The sequence below is a fragment of the Burkholderia sp. HAN2018 genome (assembly GCF_024704855.1).
In the GTDB taxonomy this organism is placed as follows: domain Bacteria; phylum Pseudomonadota; class Gammaproteobacteria; order Burkholderiales; family Burkholderiaceae; genus Burkholderia; species Burkholderia cepacia.
Genome location: NZ_QOBB01000020.1, coordinates 1 through 26,228, shown reverse-complemented (window position 1 = coordinate 26,228; position 26,228 = coordinate 1). Strand labels below are relative to the sequence as shown.

Genomic DNA, 26,228 nt, shown 5'->3' with positions numbered 1-26,228 from the left:
TTACAGCATGCTGCGCGGCCGCACCATCGTCCCGTCGACAAAACGCTGCGCGCGAAATGCCGACAGGTCGAGCGACGGCGCACCGGTGTCGATCCATTCGGCAAGCAGCCGCCCGACGATCGGCCCCATCGCGAAACCGTGGCCGCAGAACCCCGTCGCAATCGCGAGCCCGGACGGCGTGCCCGGCGCATCGATCACCGGAATGCCGTCGGGCAGCACGTCGATCAGGCCGGCCCAGGCCTCGACGATCTGCGCGTCCTTCAGCGCGGGAAAGATCGTCTTGAGTTTCGCGAGTGCACGCGGCGCATGCGCGCGATTCGGCTGCGGCTGCGGATCGCGCGGCTCGATCGGCCCGGTCGCACCGTTGATGCGCGCAAGCGCATCGCGCCAGGCAGCCCCGTTCACGTGCAGCCGGAATTTGTCGCGCTGCGACCAGAACTCCGGCCAGAACAGGCTCAACCCGCGCAGGTGGCCGAGCGTCAGGTCGACGTCGACCTGCATGTCGTCGGCGAGATTGATCGCGCCGTTCTTGCGCTGCCGGATGCCGAGGCCGTGCCCCCACACCGTCGACGCCGACACCGGCGGCACCACATTGGTGCGCATGCAGGTACCGCGGACGGCCTGCTGCGGCAGCCGGATGCCGACGCCATCGAGCAGCCGGAAGCTGGTCGCGCCCGCCGCGCAGATCACGCGCCGCGTGCGGATCGTGCCGCGCTCGGTCACGACGCCGACCACCGCGCCGCCGGCCGTCTCGATCGCGGTCACGCCGCAGCCTTCGAAGAAGCGCGCGCCGGCCTCGACGGCACGCGCGGCGAACGCGGCAGCCACCCGGCGCGGCTCGGCCTGCCCGTCGGTCGCCGTATACAGCCCGCCGAGCGTGCGTGCCTGCGGCGAAAGGCCGCTGACGCGCTCGTCGATCTGCGCGCGCGTCAGCGTACGCGTGTCGAGTCCGTGCTCGCGCGCGACCGCGAGCCACGCGTTGAACGACGCCCAGTCCGTTTCGTTGTCCGCAATATAAAGACAGCCGCCCTGCCGCCATTCGAGATCGAAACCGAGGGTTTCCTCTAACGCTTCCCAGATCCGCATGCCGGCCATCATCAGCGGCACCTCGGCAGCTTCCCGGCCCTGCTGCCGCACGAAGCCCCACGCCCGTGTCGACTGCTGCCCGGCGATACGCGACTTGTCGAGCACGACGGCCTTCAGGCCGCGCAGACCCAGGTAATACGCGGCTGCGCAGCCCATGATGCCGGCGCCGGCGATCACGACGTCGGCGTCGGCCGGGAATGGCGTATCGCCAAGGGTCAGGGCATCGTGCAGCGGATAGGTGGTTGTCATTGTTTCCTGTCAGGGGTTAATGCATCCGGATACGGGCGGCGGTGGTAACGTCGTGACACACCTTTCACACAAACGCACCTTTCACGACGCTGAATAACGACCATTTTGCGGTAAAGTTATCTTTTCCGCGCGTGGCCGGTCGGCTCGCCCTTGGACGTCACGAAGACTGTCCGTCGAGACTGCCGCAAGGCGTCGTTCTGAACGTCACGATCCGTTCCCGTAGCATGACCACTGAAGCAATCACCACGGATTCCCTCGCGGTTGCCGAGCGCGTGCGCGAGCTGATGACCCGCAACGGCATCGGCAAGCGCCAGCAGACCACCGAGCTATGCCGCATCCTCGACCTGAGCTTTTCGCAAGGCCATCGTAAGCTGCGCGGCAGCAGCCCCTGGACGCTCGCGCAGATCAAGAAAGTCGCCGAAGCGTACGGCGAACCCGCCGCCCAGCTGTTCGGCGCGCAAACGCTCGACCCCGGCATGGTCGGCGCCTATTCGCAGGAGGCCGTACTTTATGCGGGCGTCGCCGAGATTCCGTGCACCGCATGGATCGGCGCGCCGCTCGAAGCCGGCGCGCGCCCCGAATTCGTCGCATATGAGCAGAACGGCCGCTGGCGCGTGCTGCGCCACACCGGCGTGCTGTACCAGAACGCGTACGACGTGCACAAGATCGAGATCTATCCGCGCCGCGCGGAGAGCGACAAGCTCGTCGTCGCGGTGATCGACCCCGATCGCGTCAGCGCGACCGAGCTGTGCCGCTATCTCGAACGCCAGGGTTTCGCGACGGCCGCATTCGATGGCCTCGCGCCGTTCGTCGACGCGCTGCAGGGCCAGGCGTTCGACGCGGTCCTGACCGAATGGCTGTTCGACGACAGCACGGCCGCCACCGCGATCAAGGCCGTGCGCACGTCCGACAACCCGGGCGCGCCGATCTTCGTGCTGACGGGCGACCTGCTCACCGGCCGCGCGAGCGAGGCCGACATCAGCGAAGTGATCCGCGCGTTCGACGTCGTCTGCTACGAAAAACCCGCGCGCATGGCGATCCTCAGCGCCGATCTCGCGAAACGGCTCGCACGCGGGTAACGTCCCAGGGCCGTTCCCCGTCCGGACGGCCATCGTCCGCGCGGCACGGCGGTCGTGAACAGGGTCGTGGATCAGTACAATAGCCGCACCCGTTCACGCCCACGCCGGCATCCGCCGCCCGACGCCATGGCCCGCCTCATCCCCGACGACTGGAAAAGCCTCGCCGCGACCGGCGCGGCCGAACGCGAGCGCGAAACGCTCGCGGCCCTCGAACACGCGCTGCCCGACGGCTACACCGTGTATCACGGCGTGCACTGGACGCGCGCCGACCAGGCGTTCTCGGTGTTCGGCGAGGCCGCGTTCGTCGTCGTGAGCCCGGCCGGCCGCGTGCTGCTGATCGAGCAGAAAGCCGGCTTCCTGCGCGAAACGCCGAAGGGGCTCGTGAAGGTCTATCTGCAGAAGGAACGCAACGTCCCGATCCAGCTCGCGCGCACGCAGGAAACGCTGCACCGGCGCCTGACGGCAGCGCTCGGCGCGGGTGTCTATGGTGTCGAGGCGCTGCTGTACTGCCCCGACTACTCGATCCGCGACGCGTCGATCGCCGGCGTCGCGGCCGACCGCATCGTCGATGCGTCGCGCAAGGCGCAGCTCGCGCAGGTGATCCTGCGAATCCTGCCCGAGGACGACGAGCACTTTCCGAACGCGCCGAAACTCCACCATTTCCTCGCGGACGAGCTCGCGCTCACGCCCGATACGAGCGCGCTCGTCGGGCAGGCCGGCACGCTTGTCACGCGGCTGTCGGGCGGGCTCGCCGCATGGGCGCGCCAGCTCGAATTCGCGCCGTTCCGGCTGCGCGTCACCGGCACGGCCGGCTCGGGCAAGACGCAGCTCGCGGTGCAGGCAATGCGCGATGCCGTCGCGGCCGGCAAGCGCGTGCTCTACGTGTGCTTCAACCGGCCGCTCGCCGACTACATCACGCGCATCGCGCCGCCCGGCGCGAAGATCGCGAATTACCACCAGCTGTGCGACTGGATCGCGCGCGACGGCGGTTATACGCCGGACTTCCAGGTGCCCGGCGAATTCGAACGGCTCGAGGCGCGCTTCGCGCAAACGCCCATTTCCGAACGCTGGCGCTTCGACGTGCTGGTCGTCGACGAAGGGCAGGATTTCCACGCGCCGTGGGCGGCCGCGCTGGAGCGCCTGCTGGTGCCGGACGGCGCATGGTGGTGGCTGGAAGATCCGCTGCAGAACCTGTACATGCGCGAGCCCGTCGCGCTGCCGGGCTGGGTCACGCTGAAGGCGCTCACGAACTACCGGAGCCCGCGCGACCTGCTCGAATTCGTGCGCGACATCGTCGGCAGGGTCGAGCCGCTCGCGGCCGAGCTGCGCTCGGGCAGCCCGTTCGACGGTTCGGATCCGTCGGTGTCGGCGTACGGGGAAGAAGGTGCGTCGCAAGACGCGTTGGCCGAAGCCTGCGTCGACGCGACCAAGCGGGCGATCACGCACGCGCTGTCGCTTGGCTTTCGCAAGCAGGACATCGCGGTGCTGTCGTATCGCGGCCGCGAAGGCTCGGTGCTCGCGCCGCTCGACCAGCTCGGCCCGCACCGGCTCAAGAGCTTCACCGGCAAGTACGACCTGTTCGGCAACCCGGAATATCGCGAAGGCGACGTGCTGCTCGATTCGATCTACCGCTTCAAGGGCCAGTCGGCGCCGTGCGTGATCCTCACCGAGGTCGACTTCGATACGCTCGACGCGCGTGCCGCGCGCAAGCTGTTCGTCGGTGCGACGCGCGCGACGATGAAACTGCTGATCGTCGCGTCGTCGCGTGCGGCCGCGCAGCTCGCGGCGGGGTGACCAGATAGCGCGGTTCGTCCGACTTGACGACGTTGTTCGCCATGATGCCCGCTGACACAGTCGGGCACATTTCATTCTGCCCGAAGCCCTGATCCGCCGGCCTTGTGCCCGATTCCTGCGACACCTGATGGTTCATCCGCTTGCGGTCCGCCGCTACGATGCCAGGCCATTCCGTATGGCATTTGAAAGGCGTCGATCGATGGCTGCAGTGAAAATCGCTTTGGGTTTCGGCAGGCACGCCACCTTGGACAATTCCGTTTCTTCGGGCGCGTTGACGTTCCAGCAGAGACGAGATGCAGACGAGTTCTTGCGGATCTGGCCGATCGCAAGTGTCGGGAACAAAACCCATAGAGCGTTGGACTACATTCGACGGCTTGGGCTTCGTGCGTCGTATGGCGCGGCCGGCGACGCTGTTGCGCTACTTCGCTCGGCCATACGAGGGGGAGGAGTTTCCGTTGCAATCGAGCGAACAGCTACGCAATCGGGCGCGAGCGGCGGAACCGGAAAGCCAGTCGCCCGAAGGGCTATGGCGGCCGGACCGTCGTTCACGCCGTTCTCCAATCTGGAAAGCATCAAACCCATCAATAGGCCGCCGTCATCTTGCGAGCCGATCACGGCGCGTAGTTGGGCCACGCCGAGCGACGTGAGCGCGGACGAACTCGTCAGCTATCTCCAAAGCGTCGTGGAGCACTGGTCTGAAGGAGCAACCCGGCAGGCAGGCGATTGCCTCACGTCCACGCTACTCGACAACGCGCAGCCGTTCGAGTATTTGGAACTCTCGCCCGGCAACGACATTCTTGAAATTGCCAAGACGCCGAACGCCGGGAAACCCGGTACCTGGTACACGAACCCAGGCAGCGGACAGATGCGCCTGTACGGCCAGGATGGCCGCCCCGCGGTCGACATCGATTTCGACCACGATCATGGCCAAGGCATTCCTCACGCGCATAACTGGGCGATTGACCCATTTAGCGGGAGATTGCGCCGGGGACCGGGTGTACCGTTAACCATTCTTCCGTAACCTTGAACCGGGATTTCATTCATGGGAAACGTGACTTACCAAAGCGTGATCGGGCTCGACGACATGCCGACCTTTCACGATGCCGAACTCGTCACCATTGACCATCGTCCAACTGATCAGGAATTGCGGCTTCGGTTTCGTCGAATCGACGGAAGGGTCGGCACGTTTCGCTTCACCGGCGTCATCTCCCAACGCGTAATCGATTTTGCGGAACAGAACGTCGTGTCACGCCTTCTGATATCCCCCGCATACGCGTTTTCGGCGGCCGACGTATGCGAGTGGCTGAAGTGGATGCACAGCCGGGAAGATTTCGAAGCAGCAAGCGTCGACGAGGCGCTGCTCGATCGATATCTGGCCGATCTCGACGCGAATCGCAAGGCGTTGTTCGTGCTCGAGCCCTCATGCGGCGCGGAAGTCGCCGTGCTGTGCGAGGCGATCGGGTTGAGCCTGGCCCCGGGCGTTTGAACTTGCGGCGGCATGAAGTGGCAAGCGAACTACTTGGGCGATCACGCAAGGGCACGTGTTCAGCAAACAATCCTTCGGGTCATGACCACACATCCGCTATTCAACCTGCACGATCGCCTCGATACCGCGAAGATCCATTACACGTTGAGCCGCAACCGACCGGACAGCGTGCTGGTCTCGATGACGATAGTCGCAATGCGCGTCGAAGTAGACGTATTTCGTGACGGGCACATCGAAGTGTGTACGTTCACGGGTTCAGAGGCACCTTCCGACATCCCCGATCTGCTTGACCGGATCATCCGCGAGCACACGGACTGATCCGCGAGACGGGTTACGTCAACCGACAAACCCGCCACCACGCCACGCCGTCGCTCAAGCCACCCGGAACGCCCCCACCGCGCGCCGCAACCCGTCCGCCTGTTCCTCCAGCGAAGCCGCCGCAGCCGCAGCCTGCTCGACGAGCGCCGCGTTCTGCTGCGAGACCTGGTCCATCTGCGACACCGCGCGGTTCACCTGCTCGATCCCGTCGCGCTGCTCGTTCGACGCGGCCGCGATCTCCGTCATGATGCCCGTCACGCGGCCGATCGCCTGCTGGATGTCCTGCATCGTCGTGCCGGCCACGCCGACGAGCCGCGAGCCGTTCGCGACGCGCTCGACCGACTCGCCGATCAGCGTGCGGATTTCCTTCGCCGCCGACGCCGAGCGTTGCGCAAGCGTGCGCACCTCGCCCGCGACCACCGCGAAGCCGCGGCCCTGCTCGCCGGCACGCGCGGCTTCGACCGCCGCATTCAGCGCGAGGATGTTGGTCTGGAACGCGATCCCCTCGATCGTGCCGATGATGTCGGCAACCTTCTGCGAGCTCTGGTCGATCTCGTTCATCGTGCCGATCACCTCGCCGACCACGGTCGCGCCGCGCGTGGCGATCTCGCTCGCGGTGTCCGCGCAGGCCTGCGCCTCCACCGCGTTGTCCGCGTTCTGCTTCACGGTCGCGGTGAGCTGCTCCATGCTCGCGGCCGTCTCCTGCAATGCGGACGCCTGTTCCTCGGTACGCTGCGACAGGTCGGTGTTGCCGGCCGCGATCTGGTGGGTCGCCGTCGAGATCGCCTCGGAACCCTGGCTGACCTGGCGCACGGTGTCCGCGAGGCTGCGCTGCATGCCGGTCACGCCGTTGACCAGTTCGGCCATCTCGTCGCGCGACGACCAGCGCACTTCCGACGTCAGGTCGCCTTCCGACAGGCGGCGGAAATGCGACAGCAGGCGGTTCACCGGCTGCGTGATCGCGTAATGCAGGCCGATCGCGCAGCCGAGGCACGCGGCCAGGCCGAACGCGATACCCGCGATCGCGCCCGCACGCATCCAGCCGTAGTAGGTCTGCGCGGTGTCGTACACCTCCTTGCCGCGTGCGCCCTGGTACGCATCGAGCGCATCGGTCGCCTGCGTGAGCGCAACCGACAGCGGCGGCGCGACCGACATCAGCAGCCGGTCGGCCTCGTCGCGGCGGCCGTCGCGGACCGCGTCGATCATCGGCCTCAGCGCCTGCCCGATCAGCGCCTGGCGCGCGGCATCGAGGCGGCTCGCGAGCGGGCCTTCGTCGCCGTCGTGCGGCATCGACGCGTAACCGCGCCACGCGGTGTCGGCCTTCGCGAGATAACTCTCGGCCTTCTTGACGAGATCGGGCACGTCCGGCGCTTCCGGGTGCAGCAGCGCGCGGTCGAGCGTCGTGCGCACGATCGTCAGGTTGAGACTGGCCGTCGACAGCGCGGTCTTCGCCGCCAGCTGCTGCGTATAAGCCTCGTCGAGCGCGCGGTTCGAGCTCTGCATGCCGGCGAGGCCGATCAGCCCCGACACGACGAGCAGCGCGGCGACAAGGCCGAGCGTGGAGAAGATCCGCGTGCGGATCGAGAAACGGGAAAACAGGGCGTTCAGGTTCATGACGGGACGTGAGCGGTGAAAAGTGCCGCGGAAATCGGTCCGCAGCACGCTGTATTACGGTTTGCCTGCAAAAAACTTGAGTCCGGCCCTGCTTTCCGGCTGATCCCGGTCAATTTTCGCGTCGGCAATCTACTGTTACCGTTGCAACAAATCGAGCCCGGGCAGAAATTGACTGGTCAACTATCCATCGCTATAGTTCGAGCCAATTCCCTGCCATGGCAGATATATCGATGACTACCGACACCCTCCTCACTCCGCCGGCCGCCGAAACGGCCCGCCGTGACGCGCCGACCGGGCTGATCGTCGCCGCGCTGCTGCTCGTCATGCTGTTGTCCGCGCTCGACCAGACGATCGTGTCGACCGCGCTGCCGACGATCGTCGGCGAGCTCGGCGGGCTCGACCAGTTGTCGTGGGTCGTTACCGCGTACCTGCTGTCGTCCACCGTCGTGCTGCCGTTGTACGGCAAGCTCGGCGACCTGTACGGCCGCAAGATCGTGCTGCAGGCCGCGATCGTGCTGTTCCTCGCCGGCTCCGCGCTGTGCGGCGTCGCGCAGGACATGACGCAGCTGATCGTGCTGCGTGCGCTGCAGGGGCTCGGCGGCGGCGGCCTGATGGTCGTGACGATGGCCGCGATCGGCGATCTGGTGCCGCCCGACCGCCGCGCACGCTATCAGGGGATGTTCGGCGGCGTGTACGGCCTCGCGACGATCGTCGGTCCGCTGCTCGGCGGCTTCCTGGTCGAGCACCTGTCGTGGCGCTGGATCTTCACGATCAACCTTCCGCTCGGCTTTCTCGCGCTCGCGGTGATCGGCGTCGCGTTCTGGCCGCACACCGCGCACGTGAAGCACCGGATCGACTACATGGGCGCCGCGTTCCTCGCCACCGCCCTCACCTGCGTGATCCTGTTCACGAGCGAAGGCGGCTCGCTGCTGCCCTGGACGTCGCCGCAGCTGTGGATGACGCTCGTGCTCGGCGTCGTCGCGATCGGCGGCTTCATTTACGAAGAACGGCTCGCGGCCGAGCCGATCATGCCGCTCGAACTGTTCCGCCATCGCACCTTCGTGCTGGTCAGCCTGATCGGCTTCGTCGTCGGCATCGCGCTGTTCGGCTCGGTCACGTTCATTCCGCTTTACCTGCAGGTCGTGAAGGGTTCGACACCGTCGCAGGCCGGGATGCAGCTGTTGCCGATGATGGGCGGGATGCTCGTGACGTCGGTCGTCAGCGGCCGGCTGATCTCGCGGCTCGGCTCGTACCGGATGTTTCCGATCCTGGGCACGCTGACCGGCGGCATCGCGATGGCGCTGCTGTCCACACTGACGCTCGATACGCCGCTGCACACGATGTATGCGTACATGGCGCTGCTCGGGATCGGGCTCGGCATGGTGATGCCCGTGCTCACGCTCGCCGTGCAGAACACGGTCGAATTCCGGCACATGGGCGTCGCGACGTCGGGGGCGACGCTGTTCCGCTCGATCGGCGGCTCGCTCGGCGTCGCGGCGTTCGGCGCGCTGTTCTCGCACGGGCTGCAGTCGCGGGTGACGGCTGCGCTGCCGGCCGGCACGGAGCTGCCGCCCGCGCTCGGCCCGGCCGCCGTGCACCAGTTGCCGGATGCCGTGCGCGACGCGTACCTGCATGCGTTCGCAGGCTCGCTGCACGTCGTCTATCTCGCGGCGGCGACGGTCATCGCGATCGCGTTCGTGCTCGCGTGGTTCGTCGAGGATGCGCCGTTGCGCAAGCACAACTGACTTGCCGGTGAACCGCGATGCAGCCCCCGGGTCGCCTCGCGATTCGCCGCCACCCGCCGTTACGGCACCAGCACGACCCCGCCCGTCGTCGCACGCGACTCCAGCAGCCGGTGCGCGTCGGCCGCCTGCTCGAGCGGCAGCCGCGCACCGATCTCCACGTGCATCCCGTTCGCCAGCCGTTCGAGTGTCGCGCGCGCAGCCTCCCGGTAACCGTCGACGTCGCGCGCGATGAAGCCGAGCACGCTCGGCCGCGCCAGCGCGATCGAGCGCGCCGGCCCCAGTTCGTCGAGATCGAACGTGTGCCGCGCGCCGATCGCGGCCACCTGCCCGATGCTCGCGACCATCCCGAACGGACGGACTGCACCGAGCGTGCGCGTCAGCACGTCGCCGCCGATCCCGTCGATCGCGTAATCGACCCCGGTGCCGCCGCCGAACGCGCGCGCCGCCGCGACGAAATCCTCCTCGCGATAATCGACGACCGCCTCGGCGCCATGCGTGCGCACGAGCGCGGCTTTCGCGGCCGACCCGACCGTGCCGATCACCCGCGCGCCGAGCGCACGCGCCCATTGCGTCGCCAGCAGTCCTACACCGCCGGCGGCAGCGTGCACGAGCACCGTGTCGCCCGCGCCGACCTGCCGGACGCGATGCATCAGCATGTAAACGGTGATCCCTTTCAGCAGCCCGGCGGCCGCTGCGTCATCGCTCAAGCCGTCGGGAATCGGCACCACGCGCTCGGCCGGCATCGTGCGCAGGCTCGCATAGCTGCCGGTCGGCATGCCCGCATACGCGACGCGCTGGCCGGGGACAAGATCCGTCACGCCCGGCCCGACCGCATCGATCACACCCGCCGCCTCGACGCCGAGCGCGTCCGGCAGCGCGGGCAACGCATGCGCGCCCGTCCTGAAATAGATGTCGACGAAATTCACGCCGATCGCGGTCTGGCGAATCCGTACCTCGCCGGCATCGGGCGCCGCGACGGGTGCATCGACGCGGCGCAGCACGCCGGCGTCGCCGTAGCGGTCGATCCCGATCCGGATGGCGGTCGTGGTTTGGGTCATGACGTTCCTCGCAATCGAATGAAGTGACACGATCATCCCATCGTGCATAATCGATCGGAATTCCCGTTGATCGCCCATCTACTGTGCAAAATTCGACCGATCAAGCATCCACACCCGCAGCCGCGCCGCCGATGAGCTGGGACGACATCCGGTACTTCCTCGCGGTGATGCGCGGCGGCAGCCTGTCGGCGGCCGCGCGGACGCTGCAGGTTCAGCATTCGACGGTCGCGCGCCGCATCGACGCGCTGGAGTCCGCGCTCGGCATCCGGCTGTTCGACCGGCTGCCGCGCGGCTGGCCGCCCACCGACGAAGGGCTGCACCTTGCCGAGCACGCCGCACGCCTCGAAGCGGACGCGCATGCGTTCGCGCGCGCCGCCCAGGGTGCGGCTGCACTCGACGGCGTGGTACGCGTATCGGCGTCGCCGGTGTTCGCCAGCCATTTCCTCGCGCCGCGCCTGGCCCGCGCGCAGCGCGCATGGCCGGCGCTGCGGATCGACCTGATGGGCGAGATGCACGCCGCGAACCTGTACGCGCGCGAAGCCGATCTCGCGGTGCGGCTGTCGCGGCCGACCGAGCCGGGGCTCGCGGCGCGGCGGCTCGGCACGATGCGCTTCGCGCTGTGCGCGTCGCCGGAATGGGCGAGCGCGCCGCCCGACACCTGGCCGTTCGTCGGCTACGACGATGCGCTCGCGCAAACGCCGCAGCAGCAGTGGCTCGAGCGTTTCGCGGCCGGGCGCCGTTTCGCGTTCATCGCGAACGACCTCGCCGCGCAGCATCGCGCGTGCGCGGCGGGCGCCGGCGTCGCGCTGCTGCCGCGCTTTCTCGTCGACGATCCGGCCGCGCAAGCCGGTGCGCCGCTCGTCGAACTGACCGCCGCGCCGCGTTGCGATATCGAGCGCGAAATCTGGCTCGTCGTCCACCCGGACGTGCGCCGCTCGCCGCGCGTACAGCGTGTCGCGGATGCGATCGCCGAGGCGGTTCGCGCGGCGGATGGGCGGCTCTGACGCCCCGGCCTCGTCAGAACCGCTGCTGTAGGCCGGCCATGATCCCCAGTTGGCTGTGCCCCGTTTCGACCGTGCCACCGGCGGCGACCGCCTTGCCTGCGCTCGCGCTGTTCAGCATGTAGCCGACCGACGTATAGACGCGCGTCCGCTTGGACAGCTGATGGTTGGCGCGCCCGGCCAGCAGCGTCGCGTTCGCGTTGCTCGCGGGCCCGCGTTGCAGATAGCGCGTGCCTTGTGCATCGAACGTGACCGCAGGCGTCAGCGCATAGGCAACGCCCGCGAAGACGATATCGGTCTGCAAATGGCCGGCCGCCGCGACGTTGTTCCTGATCCATCCCGCACCGAGCTTCGCGCGCCCCATCATCGCGTAGCCGCCGACGACGCCGTGCGTGCTTGTATGGGCGCTGCTGTCGAGCGGCGCCGATGCGCCCGCCCCGCCGCGCTTCACGTCATAGGACATCGCGACGCCAAAGCGCGCCGCGTCGTAAGCGACCAGCGCCGTATATTGCCGGCACGCGAGCGGATTGCCCGGCACCAGCCCCGCGCAGCCGGTCGCGGAAGGCCCGGCCGGCCCGGCGGCATCGCGGCCGAAGCTGTAGGTGCCGCCGATCGTGAGCCCGCGGAACTTGCCCAGGTAACCGATCGCGTTGTCGCTGCGCGCATTCGGCAGATAGGCGTCGAAGTTGCTCGGCGAATGAATGGACGGCCCGATCACGTCGGCGTTGGCCAGCGCATGGGCCGTCATGTTCATTTGCCTGCCGAGCGTGAGCGTTCCGTATGCGCTGCTCAGTCCCACGTTCGCCTGCCGGCCGAACAGTCGCCCGCCGTAGTTGAGCCGACCGGTGCCTGGCTGAAAGCCGTTCTCCAGCACGAAAAACGCGCGGTTGCCGCCCCCCAGGTCTTCGATACCCTTCACGCCCCACCGCGACGGCAATTCGCCGGTCAGATGCGGCATGCCCACCGCCGATCCGCCCTGCTCCGCATGGTTGTAGTACGAAATGCCGGTGTCGACGATGCCGTACAGCGTCACACTGCCCTGCGCCTGTACGGTGCCCGTCGTCGCGGTCAGCGACGATGCGAACACACTCCACCCCAGCATCGCCTTCGACGCCCTTGAATCGAGCTGCATGACTGACTTTCCCCTTCACAGGATGCGGGCCGCGGCGCCGCCGTGCGCGATCGGCCGGCGGCCGCGCGCCGGCGCCGCGGATAAACCGTTCAGGACTGCCCGGCGGACGACACGTGCCGTTCGGCGGCCGAAGCCGCCAGGCCGTGGCGCGACGCGGAGCGCCGCTGATCGATCAAGCCGACCGCGACGGCCGCCACCAGCGCGGGCAGCCCGATCGCCATGAAGTTCTGTGCCAACGGCAAATCGATGCCGACCAGCACGCCGATGACGATCGGCGCCAGGATCGCGCCGCTGCGGCCCACACCCAACGTCCAGCCGATGCCGGTCGAACGGATCGCCATCGGATAGAACTGCCCCGCGTACGCGCAGTTGACGATCTGCGTGCCGATCGTCGACGCACCCGCGAGGCCGACCAGCGCGAACAGCAGCGCGGTCGGCATTGGGTAGCCGAGCAGCGTGATCGACACGGCGGCAAGGAGGTACATCGACACGAGCACCGTCTTGATCGGCAGGCGATCGGCCAGCCAGCCGCCGCCGATCGCGCCGGCCATCGCGCCGGCGTTCAGCACCAGCACGAACGTCAACGCCGAGCCGAGGCTGTAGCCGGCGCCCGCCATCAGCCGCGTCAACCACGAACTGAGCGCGTACACCATGAACAGGCACATGAAGCACGCGATCCAGAACATGACCGTGCTGAACCCGCGGCCGTCGTCGAACAGCTGCCGGACCGGCGCGTTGCCCGTATGGTCGGCGCGCGGAACGACATAGCAGTCGCCCGGTTGCGGCCGACAGGCGGGATCGAGCCGCTGCGCGATGCGTGCGAGTTCGTCCGTCCTGCCGTGCCGGATCAGGAACGGCAGCGATTCCGGCATCCATTTCATGAGCAGCGGAACGAGCAGCACCGGTGCGCCCGCGGCGACGAACACGGATTGCCATCCATGGGCGTCGATCATCCCCTTGCCCATGACCGCCGCCAGCATGCCGCCGACGGAATAGCCGCTGAACATCAGCGTCACCAGCGTATTGCGCACGCGGCGCGGCGCGTATTCGGTCATGTGGGCGATCACGTTCGGCATGACGCCGCCGATGCCGATGCCCGCGAGGAAGCGCGCGACACCGAACAGCACGGGCGTCGGCGCCAGCCCGGCCGCCGCGGTGAAGACGCTGAACAACGTCAGGCAGGCCGCGATGGCCCGGCGACGCCCGATCCGCTCGGCGACGGTCCCGAACACGATGTTGCCGACCATCATGCCGAACAGCGCCGAGCTGACCATGAAGCCGGCCTGCGCGGGGTTGACGCCCATCTCGTTCATGATCGCCGGCAGCGCGATGCCGGCCACTGCCAGGTCGTAACCGTCGAACACGATGATCAGCGCGCACCAGAACAGCACGACGCCGTGCAGCTTGCCCAGCCGCGCATCGTCCGAGAGCGCCTGCAGGTTGATTTGACGCATGGAGCTTCCTTCCTTTTCCAGAGGGGACCCGGGCCCGGCGGTAGCCGTCGCATTACGCGAATTCGACCTAGTACGATCGATCGGCCCATCAACTTAGTAGTTGTACGAATCATTGACATGAAACGCGCCGCTGTTCGTCCGGCTGCCGGCGCAGTGTAGGAAGCCACAATGATTTCCACTATCCGGAATTTGCAGGCCGCTCGCGAATCCGGTTCGTTTTTCTCGTGCCGCACGTCGCGCGCTATCCGGATTTCTCCCCGGCGGGGACGGGACTATCCGATTCTTGCGAAACTTTCGACAAGCCTGACAAAGATCAATATCATCGTTTCAGGATATCTCGCTCACAAGAGAAACCGATGTGGCACGACGCACATCCGCGGCCAGCCGATGTGCTGCACGAAAAACGCCACGCAGGAGACGCCCCATGCCCCTCACCCCGAATGCGGACGCATTGTCCGCGCTGTATCGGAATTGCGTGTTCCGATCCGGCCTGCGCACGGATGCGCACGAGCAGGTCTCGCTGGAACTGGCCGAGCATGCGCTGCGCTGGAAGCAGGGCGTACCCGACGCAGCGCTGTTCAAGGGGCAACTGAATCATCTGAGTGTCTACGCGCTGCAGTACGGCGCCGAAGTCGAAGTCGCCCCGCGCCCGTTCGACGGCTTTTCGCTCGTCCATACGTCCCTCGCGGGCGGCGCCGAAATCGAGTGCGACGGGCACGTGATGGGCGTATCCGAAGGGCGTACCGCCGTGCTGGCACCGACGTCGCGCGTGCGCCTGCGCTGGCGAACCGGCACCCGGCAGCTGATCGTCAAGGTGCCCGATTCGCTGATGCGCGCAGTCTGCGGCCGCCGGCCCGACGACGCGGCGCCCGGCCTCGCACCGGGCTTCCTGTTGCCGACGGCGCTTGCGTCGCAGTGGGATCTGATCGCGCAGTCGCTGCTCAACGTGCTCGCCGTTGCCGACGACGGCGGCATACGGGCCGAATGGCGCGACCACTTCGAACAAAGCCTTGCGCTGTTCCTGCTCGTGCATTGCCCGCCGTCGCCCGCCGCCATGCAAGCCGGCCCGGCGCTGCAAGCGCGCGGCGCACCCGCGCAAGCCGGATCGCGCGGCGACATCCGACAGATGGATGCGCTGCACGAATTCATCCACGCGCGGCTCTGCGCGCCGATCTCGCTCGAGGATCTCGCCCGCGCGGCCGGTGTCAGCCTGCGGACGCTGAACGTGCTGTGTCGCCGCTATCACGGCGCGACCCCGATGGAGCTGTTGCGCAACATCCGGCTGGACGCCGCGCGCGTGCAGTTGCTGACCGACCCGGCTGCCAGCATCACCGATACGGCGCTGACGTTCGGCTTCGGGCACCTCGGCCGCTTTTCCGCCTACTACTTCGCCCGCTTCGACGAGTTGCCGCGCGACACGCAGAAGAAGCGGGCGCCGAACTGAACCCCGCGGCGCCGGACGCGCGGTTGCCGCTGCAGTCGCCGCCGCTCGCCATCGCCGCGGCCACCGCTTTACGCGCCGGACAATCGCCCGCATAGTAGTGGTTTTCCCGTACCCCACCCTGTCGCTCCGTCGCCATGTCCATCTCGCCAGCCGCCTGCGTCGTCCGCGACGCGACCGAAGCCGATCTCGACGCGATCCACGCGATCTATGCGCACCACGTGCACCACAGCGTCGCCTCCTTCGAGGAAACGCCGCCCGACGTCGCCGAACTGCGCGCGCGCCGCGACACGGTACTGGGCCACGGGCTGCCGTACCTTGTCGCCGAATGCGACGGCCGCGTGGCCGGCTACGCATACGCGACGCCGTACCGCACACGCAGCGCGTACCGCTTCACGATCGAGGATTCGATCTACATCGACGATGCGCAGCGCGGGCGCGGGATCGGCCGCGCGCTGCTCGCGGCGCTGATCGAACGCTGCGAGGCCGGCCCGTGGCGGCAGATGATCGCGGTGATCGCCGACGGCGGCACCGGCGGCTCGACGTCGCTGCATCGCGCGTTCGGCTTCGAGCCGGCCGGCATGCTGAAGGCGGCCGGTTTCAAGCACGGCCGCTGGATCGATACGGCGCTGCTGCAGCGCCCGCTCGGCGACGGCGCGAACACGCTCCCCGTCTCGCCATAAGGTCCGTCCATGCGAATGACCGGCTCGCGCCGGCCCTTCATGCGCGCGAACGGACCCTGGCGCGCCACGTCGCGCTAGAATGGCCGCATGTCAAAACAGACTCATTCCACACCCGACGAGGCCGCGCCGGACTCCCGCAACGAGTACACGGTCGACGAGCTTGCGCGCGTGTCCGACACGACCGTGCGCAATGTCCGCGCGTACCAGGATCGCGGCTTGCTCGCGCCGCCGGAAAAGCGCGGCCGCGTCGGCATTTACGACGACACGCACGTCGCGCGCCTGAAGCTGATCAACCACCTGCTCGCGCGCGGCTACACGCTGTCGAACATCCAGGACCTGATCAAGGCGATCGACGAAGGCCACGACCTGCGCTCGATCCTCGGCCTCGAAAACGCGATCGGCGGCCGCTGGTCGCACGAACTGCCGAAAACCTATTCGCTCGCCGCGCTCGCGCAGATGTTCGGCCCGCAGGCGACCACGCAGCTGTCACGCGTCACCGAACTCGGCCTGCTCGAACGGCGCGGCCTGTCGTTCGTCGCGAAGAGCCCCGCGCTGCTCGAAGCGGCGGCCGCGATGACGAAGGAAGGCATCCCGCCGCGCGAACTGCTCGACGTGATCAGCCTCGCGCGGCCGCATTTCGACGCGATCGCTCGGCTGCTCGTCGATCTCGTCGTGAAGCGGCTCGACCGCTACGACGCCGGCACGCTGCCGCCCGCCACCGACGTGCCCGAGCTGGTCGACGCGATCTGGCGCCTGCGCCCGCTCGCGGCCGTGTTCGTCGAAGGCGAGACGAACCGCGCGCTGGAAACCGCCGCGAGCGCCTATCTCGGCGGCCGCGTCGCGACGATCCTCGACAAAAAGCTCAGCGACGAGGCCGCACGGCAGTCCGGCACGCCGGCATCGGAACACGACGACGAAGCATAGGCGCGCCGCCGTCATATTCATATCGGCAATGCTTCGTTTGCGGGCGCGATCGCCCATGCGACGATTCTTCCAACTGAGCGGCACCGCCGCTCGCCCGAAGACGTTTTGCATGGAGTCCGTTCGATGATTCGTTTCACCCGCTGGATCGCCCGTACCGCCGCTGTCACGCTCGTCACGCTGTCCGCGGCATCGGCGTTCGCTCAAGGTAGCGCCGACAAGGTCGTGCGCATCGGCTACCAGAAGGCCGGCCTGCTGTCGGTCGTCAAGGCCCAAGGTTCGCTCGAGGCGCGGCTCAAGCCGCTCGGTTATGGCGTCCAGTGGTTTGAATTCCCGGCCGGGCCGCAACTGCTCGAAGCACTGAACGCGAACAGCATCGACTTCGGCTATACGGGCGCGCCGCCGCCCGTGTTCGCGCAGGCGGCCGGCGTGCACTTCGTCTACGTCGGCGCGGAACCGCCGGCGCCGCACAACGAAGCCGTGCTCGTGAAGGCCGATTCGCCGATCCGTACGGTTACGGGCCTGCGCGGCAAGAAAATCGCGCTGCAGAAGGGCTCGAGCGCGAACTACCTGCTGCTCGAAGCCTTGCAGAAGGCCGGCGTGCGCTACGACGAAATCCACCCCGTGTACCTTGCGCCGGCCGACGCGCGCGCCGCATTCGAAAGCGGCAACGTCGATGCGTGGGTCGTCTGGGATCCGTACTACGCGGCCGCGCAAAACACGCTGAAGGTACGCACGCTGTCCGACTACACGGGCCTTGCGGCGACCAACAACTTCTACGAAGCGACGCGGGACTTCGCGCAGCAGCATCCCGACGTGGTCGGCGCGATCCTGAAGCACGCGCGCGAGACGGGCCTGTGGGTCAACGCGCATCCGGCCGACACCGCCGCGCTGATCGCGCCGAAGGTCGGCCTGCCGCAACCGCTCGTCGAGACGTGGATCAAGCGTGTCCCGTTTGGCGCGGTGCCGATCGACGACCGGATCGTCGCGGCCCAGCAAGGAGTCGCCGATGCGTTCTACGCGGCGAAGCTGATTCCGCAGAAGCTGAGCGTGGCCGACAACGCGTGGAGCGACAAGAGCATCGCATCCGCGCTCGCCGCGAAGTAGCGCGAACCCACGCTTCGCACAGCGTCCATACGAAAAAGGCCGACGGGCATGCTGCCCGCCGGCCTTTTCTGCATTGCCCGACGTTGCGGAATCCGGGCGGCGAGCAACTGCCCGCTTCGCGCCACCATTGACCCGGTTGCTCTACGCGCTCACGTGCCGGCCGATGGTGTCGGCAACCGTCTGGCCGTTCATCGCCTCCGCCTTCTTCGCGTCACGTTGACCTTCCGGGCGGGCGGCGCCGAAGACCGGGAAACGCGCCTCCTCAAAGATCGTCGTTCGACGACAACCACCCGGGTTCATATGCACCCAGTGCACGTGCCGGATAAAACCATCGCAGCGGCGCATCGTCGATCTGCAATGGCGGGCGAAGCCGCGATGCCGGCCCCCACGATGTGAGCTCGACGTGGTCCGCCCGATCTCGCTGACCGTCGGCGACCAGTTCGACCACCTCGCTCATCGGCTCCGGGCGCAACTGCAAGACGGCCGCCGTGCGCGCCAGCGAGGCGCGGACCTCGGTACCGACACCCTGCGTCATTCGCGTGGTCAGCCCGCGGATGGCGGCCGTCGCCATCAGGTAGCCCGTCGCATGGTCGATCGCCTGGACCGGCAGGTTCACCGGTTCATCGCTGCCCGTCACGCGCATGCCCGCCTCGGCGATTCCCGTGCTCATCTGAATGAGGCTGTCGAAGCCGCGCCGGCAACGCCACGCGCCGGTCCAGCCATAGGCGTCGAGCGACACGTCGATGAGCGCGGGATTCAGTTCGCGCCGTTGCGCGGCATCGAGCCCGAGGCGCGCCAGCGCATCCGACCGGTAACCGTGCACGACGATATCCGCGCGGCGCAGCAACTGCCTGAGCGTATCGAGATCCGCGGCATCCTTCAGGTTCAGCCGCGCACAGCGCTTGCCGAGAACGACTTCGGGCACCGTACCCGGCTCTTCCCAGCCGTACGGATCGATGCGCAGCACCTCGGCCCCCAGGCCGGCAAGAAATCGTGTCGCCACGGGACCGGCGAGAATGCGCGTCAGGTCGAGCACGCGAATGCCGCGCAGCGGCCGGTCACTCGAAGGCCGCCAGGCGTGCGCGACGGCATCCGTCGCGGAATGAACGTGCAGCAAAGGTTCAGCTGCGACCGCCTGCCCCTGCGGATGCCCGGCCCACTCCTGCGCCGAGTACATCGCCGCGGCACACCCGCCACGCTCGACGATCGCCGCCTCGAGCGCACCGGCATCCCAGCGACTCACCGCCTGCGCGACCGATTCCGCATCGGCGGCACAGCCGAGTACCGACAACGCGGCCAGTCGATGATGCGGCGCGTTGGTGTGCAACCTGATCCAGCGATCGCGCGCCCGATAGTTGCCGGCCACCGGATCCCATTGAGGCGGCATCGTCCAGCCCTGCGGACGCAGCGACGTGCCGAACCACAGCGACGCCATGCGCCGGTCGACCTGTACCGCCGGCAACGTTCCCGCCGACGCATGCAGCAATTCGGCGACGGACGTCCCCGCCGCCCCGATTGCCGCCGCGGCCATGTCGGTTACGCGAAACGCGGAGACGAGTTCTCCCGCGCCGCTGAAGCTGCACGATTCGAGAAACGCCGGAGAGCCGCCGGCCGCCAGCCAGAACGTCCGCAGATGGTGCGACACCCGATCCTCGTCGGCCGCGGCCCGTTCCCGCGATATTTGATCGACACCCATGTTCGCCTCGCATGAATTAGGTGACGCAAAGATCGTCTCGCTCGCATTTGCTGTCAACGTTGATTATCCTGATCAACCTGTCGAACGATTCACTCTGCGCACGATGTCGAACTACCTGAATTCGACCGACGCCGCGGCAAGGCTCGGCGTCTCGCGGCAAACGCTCTATGCGTACGTCAGCCGCGGCCTGCTTCGCGCGGAACCCGGCGGCAGCCACCGTGAAAGCCGCTACCTCGCGGCCGACGTCGACCGGCTCGCGGATCAACGCGCACGAGGCCGCAAGCCGAAGGAAGTGGCAAAGGCCGCGCTGAACTGGGGCGCCCCGGTGCTCGAATCGAGCATCACGTTGATCGACGGCGGCCGGCTCTTCTATCGCGGTACGGATGCGCTCGATCTCGCGAGCCGTGCGAGCCTCGAGGAAGTCGCGGCGCTGCTATGGCGATGCGACGAGCAGACCGCTTTCGGCCGCCACGTCCCCGCTACGCCCGCGGTGCTGCGAACGCTCTTCAGGCACTACGGCGACCAACGTGCCGAGCAGGCACTGCTGCCGCTCTTCACCGTCGCGAGCGAGGACGCGCCGACGGCGATCTGGCAGCAATCGTCCGATCGTCACGCACAGGGCTGCGGCGATCTCGTGCGGATTCTGGCGGCATGCCTGCTGCGCACCCGGATCGATACGGCCCCCGTCCACGTGCAATGCGCGCGGGCGTGGGGTGTCGGGCCCGCGGGCGCCGAGCTGATCAGGGCGGCGCTCGTGCTGTGCGCGGATCACGAACTGAACGCGTCGAGCTTCACGGGCCGGTGCATTGCGTCGACGAACGCGAGCCTGCGGGCCGTCGTGGTCGGCGGCCTGGCCGGCCTGTCGGGCGAACGTCACGGCGCCACCACGGCGCGCGGCGAAGCACTGTGGGATGAAATCGGCAATAAGGATGTCGAACGGAAAATGAGCGAGCGTCTCGCCCGGGGTGACGGCTTGCCGGGCTTCGGACATTCGCTCTACCCCGACGGCGACGTGCGCGCGACGTATCTGTTGTCGCGAATCCTGCCGCGCCACCCTCAGTGGAACAGGATGCTCGATGCAGGGAGCGCGCTCACCGGCCAGAAGCCCTCCGTGGATCTCGCGCTGGTGGCACTGCGCAGACATTTGCGGCTTCCCGTCGGTGCCGCATTCGGCCTGTTCGCACTGGGCCGCTCGATCGGCTGGATCGCGCACGGGCTCGAGCAGCGCGCGCAATCCGATCTCATCCGGCCGCGTGCGGTTTATACAGGGACATGGCCGGTTGGCACCGGCGTCGAGCCGGATCGCGCGCGATCCCGCGGACGATCGGGAAAGCAGCGAGCGACGCCGCACCGTGCTGCTCCGGCAGACGACATGCTTTCCGCTTTCTTCAGGAATCGATAGCTTTTTGCTCGATGCCGCGGGCACGCAACATCGGTGATACGCGAATGCCTCGCCGGCGGACGGAGGCAGCCACCCGCTGACGTTTCGCGGATGTCGCCAACGGATCGGCAAGGACCTTCCACGGAATTCCCCGATGGCCCTTTGCCGAATCCACCGGATGCAAACGGCCATCGGCACACCGCGCATCGAGCCGACAACGTGCGCGCGCCGTCGGCACGCGCATACCCGGCATGCCTGCTTACTTCAGCGCCCCCGCCACCTTCTTCTGCCGCCACAGACACAGCAAGTCACACGCAACATGCGCGGCCGCGATCGCCGTGATGTCCGCGTGGTCGTACGCAGGTGCCACCTCGACCACATCCGCACCGACCAGGTCGATCGCGCCGAGCGCGCGCACGATCGCGAGGGCCTGTGCCGACGACAGCCCGCCCGCGACCGGCGTGCCGGTGCCGGGCGCGAACGCCGGATCGAGGCAATCGATGTCGAACGTCAGGTACGCGGGCCGCGCGCCGACGATGTCGACGATCCGCTCGACCGCCGCGCGCGCGCCGTGGTCGTGCACCCACGCGGCATCGAGCCGCTCGATGCCGAGGAAATCGTCGTTCCACGTGCGGATGCCGACCTGCACCGACGTCGCGGGATCGATCAGCCCTTCCTTCACAGCCTTGTAGAACATCGTCCCGTGATTGAGGCTGTCCGGATCGTCGTCGGCCCACGTATCGCAGTGCGCGTCGAAATGGATCAGCGACAGCGGCTTGCCGTAGCGCTCCGCGTGCGCGACCAGCAGCGGATACGTGATGTAGTGGTCGCCGCCGAGCGTCAGCATCTTCGCGCCCGAGCGCAGGATCGTGCGCGCATGCTCGACGATCGCGGGCTTGATCGACAGCGGGTTGTGCGCGTCGAACCAGCAGTCGCCGTAGTCGACGGCCGCGAGATCGTCGAACGGGTTGAAACCCCACGGATACGGGTGAAGCTCCGCGAGCTGCACGCTCGCCGCGCGAATCGCGGCCGGGCCGAGCCGCGCGCCGGAGCGATAGGTCGTCGCGAGGTCGAGCGGCACGCCGGAGATCGCGACGTCGACCCCGTCGAGCGTGCGCGAATAGTTGCGGCGCATGAACGACAGCACGCCCGCATAGGTGTTTTCGATCGACGAGCCGTACGGCGTCGTGCGACGGATCGCGCCGTCGCCATGGAGAAGTTCGGTCATGGTCGGACCATTTTTCGTGGGGGCCGGCCCGCGCCGCGTTGCATCGGCGCGCGGAGCGGGCACGGCATGGATTCATCGGGCACGCACCGGCTTGCGCATCCTGTCACGCGGCCGGGCGGAACAACGACAACGTCAATACCGCGGCGATCATAACAAGCCGAATTGATGTCGTTGCCCCGGCTCGACCGGGGCAACACGTCGAAGAAACCGGGTGAAGGCGTTCGCCCGTCGTACGCGCGGCAACGCCCGATCGCCACGGCTACTGCCAGGCGCCTTTGCGTCCCCTGCCTGCCGCGTCCTAGAAGGATTCGCCGGTTTTCCCGCGCCCGTTCTTCCGGATAATGGCCGGCAGCAGCGCCCTCGACCGTGCGCCGTCCACCGCAGACAACAACAAACCGGAGACACCCGCCTTGATCGCCACGCTTCCCGCCACCTACCGCCGGCTCTGGCCGCTCGCCGTCGTCGCCGCGCTGCTGTACGGGCTGTCGCTCGCTGCCGCCCCCTATCCCGGCCAGGCCGCCGCGAAAGCCGCGATGGGCATCCTGCTGCTCGCGGCGGGCAGCACCTGCGGCGCGGCGCGCGAACGCGCGTGGCTGTGTGCGGCGCTCGTGACCGCCGTGCTCGGCGACGTGCTGCTCGCGCTGCCCGACTGGCCGCTGTCGTTCGTCCTCGGCCTCGGCGCGTTCCTGCTCACGCACCTGTGCTATTGCGCGATCTTCATGCGCTGGCGCGCACGGCCGCACGGCTGGCGCGTCGTCGCGCTCGTCGGGCTGTGGATCGCCGCCCCGGCGTTCTACGTGGCGTTCTTCCCGCACCTCGGCGAGCTGCTCGCGCCCGTCGCCGTCTACATGCTCGTGCTCTGCGTGATGGCGAGCTTCGCGCTCGCGGCCCGCACGCACAGCCCGCTGGTGGCCGTCGGCAGCCTGATCTTCGTCGGCTCCGATACGCTGATCGGCGTCGGCCGTTTCCTCGGCGGCTTTCCGGGCATCGAGTACCTGATCTGGGGCCTCTACGCGCTCGCGCAGGTCACGATCGTGGCCGGGGTTTTCCATGAGACGGCCGCCCGAACGATCCGTCCCTGATACCGTTTCAAACAGACCGCCGCACGCCGGCGGTCTCGTGCGCTCCCTCTCTCGCCCCGCCGACGGCCCTTTCCGCGCATCCCGCGATGCGGGAACCGGCCCGTTCCAAACCCCGCTCAGCCTTTTCCAGCCTGGCTTCCGGCCCTTAGAGCGCCGCTTCTAGCCTCTTGCGGTTTCCGGGTTCACCCACTATCGTTACATCAAACAATGTAACATTCGAAAATGAGCCAAATCGGAGACACCCGGATGAATGCTCGTACGCTGCCTTTCGGTCCGCCCGGCCACGACGGCCTGGACGAAACCATCGACATCGCCATCATCGGCACCGGCTTCGCCGGCCTCGGGATGGCGATCCGCCTGCGGCAAACAGGCGTGACCGACTTCGTCGTCCTCGAGAAGGCCGCGTCGGTCGGCGGCACGTGGCGCGACAATCATTACCCCGGGTGTGCATGCGACGTGCAATCGCACGTCTATTCGTTCTCGTTCGCGCCGAACCCGCGCTGGACGCGCATGTTCGCGCCGCAGCCGGAGATCCGCGCGTATCTGGAAGACTGCGTGCAGCGCTTCGGGATCGGCGCGCACCTGCGCCTGAACCACGAACTGCAGCGCGCCGAATACGACGACGCCGCGCAACGCTGGCGCCTCACGTTCGCGAACGGCAAGCGGCTGTCGGCACGCGTGCTGGTGTCCGGGATGGGCGGCCTGTCGCGCGCCGCGCTGCCGTCGATTCCCGGCGTCGAGAATTTCAAGGGCCGCGCGTTCCACTCGCAGCACTGGGATCACGACTATGCACTCGAAGGCAAGCGCGTCGCGGTGATCGGCACCGGCGCGAGCGCCATCCAGTTCGTGCCGCAGATCGCGCCGCGCGTGAAAACACTCGCGCTGTTCCAGCGCACGCCGCCGTGGATCATGCCGAAGCCCGACCGCAACCTGACCGGGTTCGAGAAGTGGCTGTTCCGTACGCTGCCGTTCACGCAGAAGGCCGTGCGCAGCGGCATCTACTGGATGCTCGAATCGCGCGTGCTCGGCTTCGCGATCCATCCGTCGCTGATGAAGAACGTGCAGAAGCTCGCGTTGCGCCACATCCGCAAGCAGATTCCCGATCCGGAGCTGCGCAAGACCGTCACGCCGAACTACACGCTCGGCTGCAAGCGCGTGCTGATCTCGAACGACTACTACCCGGCGCTGTCGCGCAAGAACGTCGACGTGATCACGACCGGCATCGACCACATCGAAGCCGACGCGGTCGTGACGACCGACGGCCGCCGCCATGAAGTCGACTGCCTGATCTACGGCACCGGCTTCCAGGTAGCCGATCCGTTTCCGCGCGGCGCGATCATCGGCCGCGGCGGGCTCGACATCGTCGACGCATGGCGCGACGGCGCGCACGCGTATCTCGGCTCGACGCTGCCCGGCTACCCGAACTTCTTCATGATCGTCGGCCCGAACACGGGCCTCGGCCACAACTCGATGGTGTTCATGATCGAGTCGCAGATCGAGTACATCCTCGGCGCATTGCAGGCGATGCGTCGCGAACGCGCGGATGCGATCGAGGTGCGTCCGCTCGTCGAGGCGCAATTCAACAGCGACCTGCAGGGCAAGCTGAAAAAGGCGATCTGGTCGACGGGCGGCTGCAAGAGCTGGTACCTCGATCCGCGCACCGGCAAGAACACCACGCTGTGGCCGGGCTTCACGTGGCGCTTCCGCCAGGCGACCGCGCATTTCTCGATCGCCGATTACCACGCGTATCGCGCGCCGCAACTCGACACCACGGCGCGGCCCGCCGCCGCGCCGGCCGCTGCCGCTGCTGCTTCGACTTCCGCCGAAGCGGCCTGAGCCAGACAAGGAGCAACCGACATGAGAGATTTCGCCAACAAGGTCGCCGCGATCACCGGTGCCGGCTCGGGCATGGGCCGCTCGCTCGCGATCCAGCTCGCACAGGCAGGCTGCCACGTGTCGCTCTCCGACAAGAACGGCGTCGGCCTCGCCGAAACCGAACGGATCGTCCGTACGATCGCGCCGAACGTGCGTGTCTCGACGCGCGTGCTCGACGTCGGCGAGCGCGATGCGATGTTCGCGTGGGCCGACGACACCGCGAAAGAACACGGCAAGGTCAACCTGATCTTCAACAACGCGGGCGTCGCGCTGTCGAGCACGATCGAAGGGATGGACTACAACGATCTCGAGTGGATCGTGAACATCAATTTCTGGGGCGTCGTGCACGGCACGAAGGCATTCCTGCCGTACCTGAAGGCATCGGGCGACGGCCACGTGATCAACACGTCGAGCCTGTTCGGGATCTTCGCGCAACCGGGCATGAGCGGCTACAACGCGACCAAGTTCGCGGTGCGCGGCTTCACCGAATCGCTGCGCCAGGAACTCGACATGATGAAGTGCGGTGTATCGGCGACCTGCGTGCATCCGGGCGGCATCCGCACGAACATCGCGCAGGCGAGCCGCGTGTCGAAGAACATGGTTGGCTTCATGGTCGCGAGCGAGCAGCAAGGCCGCGACACGTTCGAGAAGTTCTTCATCACGACCGCCGACGATGCCGCGCGCACGATCCTCGCGGGCGTGCGCAAGAACAAGCGCCGCGTGCTGATCGGCCGCGACGCGAAGGCCGGCGACTGGATGGCGCGCGTGCTGCCGTCCGCGTACCAGGCGCTCGTCGTG

Annotated in this window: 22 protein-coding genes; 15 read left to right on the top strand and 7 right to left on the bottom strand. The window is 67.6% G+C overall.

Translation table 11 applies throughout. The features are described from left to right. On the bottom strand, positions 1-1,335 hold the full coding sequence (locus tag DPV74_RS07245; RefSeq protein ID WP_060084224.1) for an FAD-binding oxidoreductase: 1,335 nt from the start codon (positions 1,333-1,335) through the stop codon (positions 1-3). 224 nt (positions 1,336-1,559) lie between these two features. Here DPV74_RS07245 and DPV74_RS07240 point away from each other — a divergent pair, with 224 nt between their 5' ends. The 5 genes from DPV74_RS07240 (at position 1,560) to DPV74_RS07220 (ending at position 6,012) form a co-directional block, all read left to right on the top strand. Further along, on the top strand, positions 1,560-2,414 hold the full coding sequence (locus tag DPV74_RS07240) for a helix-turn-helix domain-containing protein (RefSeq protein ID WP_006485970.1): 855 nt from the start codon (positions 1,560-1,562) through the stop codon (positions 2,412-2,414). Between the two features lie 126 nt (positions 2,415-2,540). Next, positions 2,541-4,208 (top strand): ATP-binding domain-containing protein, encoded by a 1,668-nt coding sequence (locus DPV74_RS07235; protein ID WP_119336866.1) that lies wholly within the window; start codon positions 2,541-2,543, stop codon positions 4,206-4,208. A 199-nt stretch (positions 4,209-4,407) separates the two neighbouring features. After that, positions 4,408-5,229, top strand: a complete 822-nt coding sequence (locus DPV74_RS07230; RefSeq protein WP_119336865.1) for a hypothetical protein — start codon at positions 4,408-4,410, stop codon at positions 5,227-5,229. A gap of 21 nt (positions 5,230-5,250) precedes the next feature. Beyond that, entirely contained in the window at positions 5,251-5,694 is a 444-nt protein-coding gene (locus DPV74_RS07225) for a hypothetical protein (RefSeq protein WP_060084227.1), read from the top strand. A gap of 81 nt (positions 5,695-5,775) precedes the next feature. Continuing rightward, entirely contained in the window at positions 5,776-6,012 is a 237-nt protein-coding gene (locus DPV74_RS07220) for a hypothetical protein (RefSeq protein ID WP_119336882.1), read from the top strand. A gap of 54 nt (positions 6,013-6,066) precedes the next feature. Here DPV74_RS07220 and DPV74_RS07215 read toward each other — a convergent pair whose 3' ends face one another. Further along, complete coding sequence (locus DPV74_RS07215) at positions 6,067-7,626, bottom strand: methyl-accepting chemotaxis protein (RefSeq protein ID WP_060319565.1); 1,560 nt, start codon at positions 7,624-7,626, stop codon at positions 6,067-6,069. 230 nt (positions 7,627-7,856) lie between these two features. Here DPV74_RS07215 and DPV74_RS07210 point away from each other — a divergent pair, with 230 nt between their 5' ends. Next, the gene (locus DPV74_RS07210) at positions 7,857-9,371 is read left to right on the top strand and encodes an MDR family MFS transporter (RefSeq protein WP_119336864.1); all 1,515 of its coding nucleotides are present in this window, start codon (positions 7,857-7,859) and stop codon (positions 9,369-9,371) included. A gap of 59 nt (positions 9,372-9,430) precedes the next feature. Here DPV74_RS07210 and DPV74_RS07205 read toward each other — a convergent pair whose 3' ends face one another. Then, a complete protein-coding gene (locus tag DPV74_RS07205; RefSeq protein WP_119336881.1) occupies positions 9,431-10,429 on the bottom strand; it encodes a quinone oxidoreductase in 999 nt (332 codons plus the stop codon). A 131-nt stretch (positions 10,430-10,560) separates the two neighbouring features. Here DPV74_RS07205 and DPV74_RS07200 point away from each other — a divergent pair, with 131 nt between their 5' ends. Then, on the top strand, positions 10,561-11,433 hold the full coding sequence (locus tag DPV74_RS07200) for a LysR family transcriptional regulator (RefSeq protein WP_113046262.1): 873 nt from the start codon (positions 10,561-10,563) through the stop codon (positions 11,431-11,433). A gap of 13 nt (positions 11,434-11,446) precedes the next feature. Here DPV74_RS07200 and DPV74_RS07195 read toward each other — a convergent pair whose 3' ends face one another. Both DPV74_RS07195 and DPV74_RS07190 read right to left on the bottom strand, forming a co-directional pair. Beyond that, positions 11,447-12,532: a porin gene (locus DPV74_RS07195; RefSeq protein WP_119336880.1), complete on the bottom strand. Its 1,086-nt coding sequence runs from the start codon at positions 12,530-12,532 to the stop codon at positions 11,447-11,449. Between the two features lie 119 nt (positions 12,533-12,651). Continuing rightward, entirely contained in the window at positions 12,652-14,016 is a 1,365-nt protein-coding gene (locus tag DPV74_RS07190) for an MFS transporter (RefSeq protein ID WP_119336863.1), read from the bottom strand. Positions 14,017-14,440: 424 nt separating this feature from the next. On the opposite strand from DPV74_RS07190, the gene DPV74_RS07185 reads away from it, so the two are divergent. The 4 genes from DPV74_RS07185 to DPV74_RS07170 all read left to right on the top strand — a co-directional run bounded on the left by DPV74_RS07185 (position 14,441) and on the right by DPV74_RS07170 (position 18,168). Next, positions 14,441-15,460 (top strand): AraC family transcriptional regulator, encoded by a 1,020-nt coding sequence (locus DPV74_RS07185; RefSeq protein ID WP_119336862.1) that lies wholly within the window; start codon positions 14,441-14,443, stop codon positions 15,458-15,460. A gap of 134 nt (positions 15,461-15,594) precedes the next feature. Next, positions 15,595-16,140 carry a GNAT family N-acetyltransferase gene (locus tag DPV74_RS07180; protein ID WP_119336861.1) on the top strand — a complete coding sequence of 182 codons (546 nt, stop codon included), beginning with the start codon at positions 15,595-15,597 and terminating at the stop codon, positions 16,138-16,140. An 87-nt stretch (positions 16,141-16,227) separates the two neighbouring features. Next, positions 16,228-17,064, top strand: a complete 837-nt coding sequence (locus DPV74_RS07175) for a MerR family transcriptional regulator (protein ID WP_021156869.1) — start codon at positions 16,228-16,230, stop codon at positions 17,062-17,064. Between the two features lie 123 nt (positions 17,065-17,187). Beyond that, on the top strand, positions 17,188-18,168 hold the full coding sequence (locus tag DPV74_RS07170; protein WP_119336860.1) for a sulfonate ABC transporter substrate-binding protein: 981 nt from the start codon (positions 17,188-17,190) through the stop codon (positions 18,166-18,168). A gap of 262 nt (positions 18,169-18,430) precedes the next feature. Here DPV74_RS07170 and DPV74_RS07165 read toward each other — a convergent pair whose 3' ends face one another. Then, positions 18,431-19,864, bottom strand: a complete 1,434-nt coding sequence (locus DPV74_RS07165) for a CoA transferase (protein WP_119336859.1) — start codon at positions 19,862-19,864, stop codon at positions 18,431-18,433. A gap of 103 nt (positions 19,865-19,967) precedes the next feature. Between DPV74_RS07165 and DPV74_RS07160 the strand changes: the two genes are divergently transcribed. After that, positions 19,968-21,266 carry a citrate synthase family protein gene (locus DPV74_RS07160; protein WP_119336858.1) on the top strand — a complete coding sequence of 433 codons (1,299 nt, stop codon included), beginning with the start codon at positions 19,968-19,970 and terminating at the stop codon, positions 21,264-21,266. A gap of 238 nt (positions 21,267-21,504) precedes the next feature. Here the strand turns inward: DPV74_RS07160 and speB are convergent, their stop codons facing one another. After that, entirely contained in the window at positions 21,505-22,473 is a 969-nt protein-coding gene (gene speB / locus DPV74_RS07155) for an agmatinase (RefSeq protein ID WP_060084234.1), read from the bottom strand. A gap of 410 nt (positions 22,474-22,883) precedes the next feature. On the opposite strand from speB, the gene DPV74_RS07150 reads away from it, so the two are divergent. The 3 genes from DPV74_RS07150 to DPV74_RS07140 form a co-directional block, all read left to right on the top strand. Continuing rightward, complete coding sequence (locus DPV74_RS07150) at positions 22,884-23,555, top strand: lysoplasmalogenase (protein WP_059697801.1); 672 nt, start codon at positions 22,884-22,886, stop codon at positions 23,553-23,555. A gap of 246 nt (positions 23,556-23,801) precedes the next feature. After that, complete coding sequence (locus DPV74_RS07145) at positions 23,802-25,391, top strand: NAD(P)/FAD-dependent oxidoreductase (RefSeq protein WP_119336857.1); 1,590 nt, start codon at positions 23,802-23,804, stop codon at positions 25,389-25,391. A gap of 21 nt (positions 25,392-25,412) precedes the next feature. After that, positions 25,413-26,228: SDR family oxidoreductase (locus tag DPV74_RS07140; RefSeq protein ID WP_162922976.1), on the top strand; the 816-nt coding region annotated here is incomplete at its 3' end.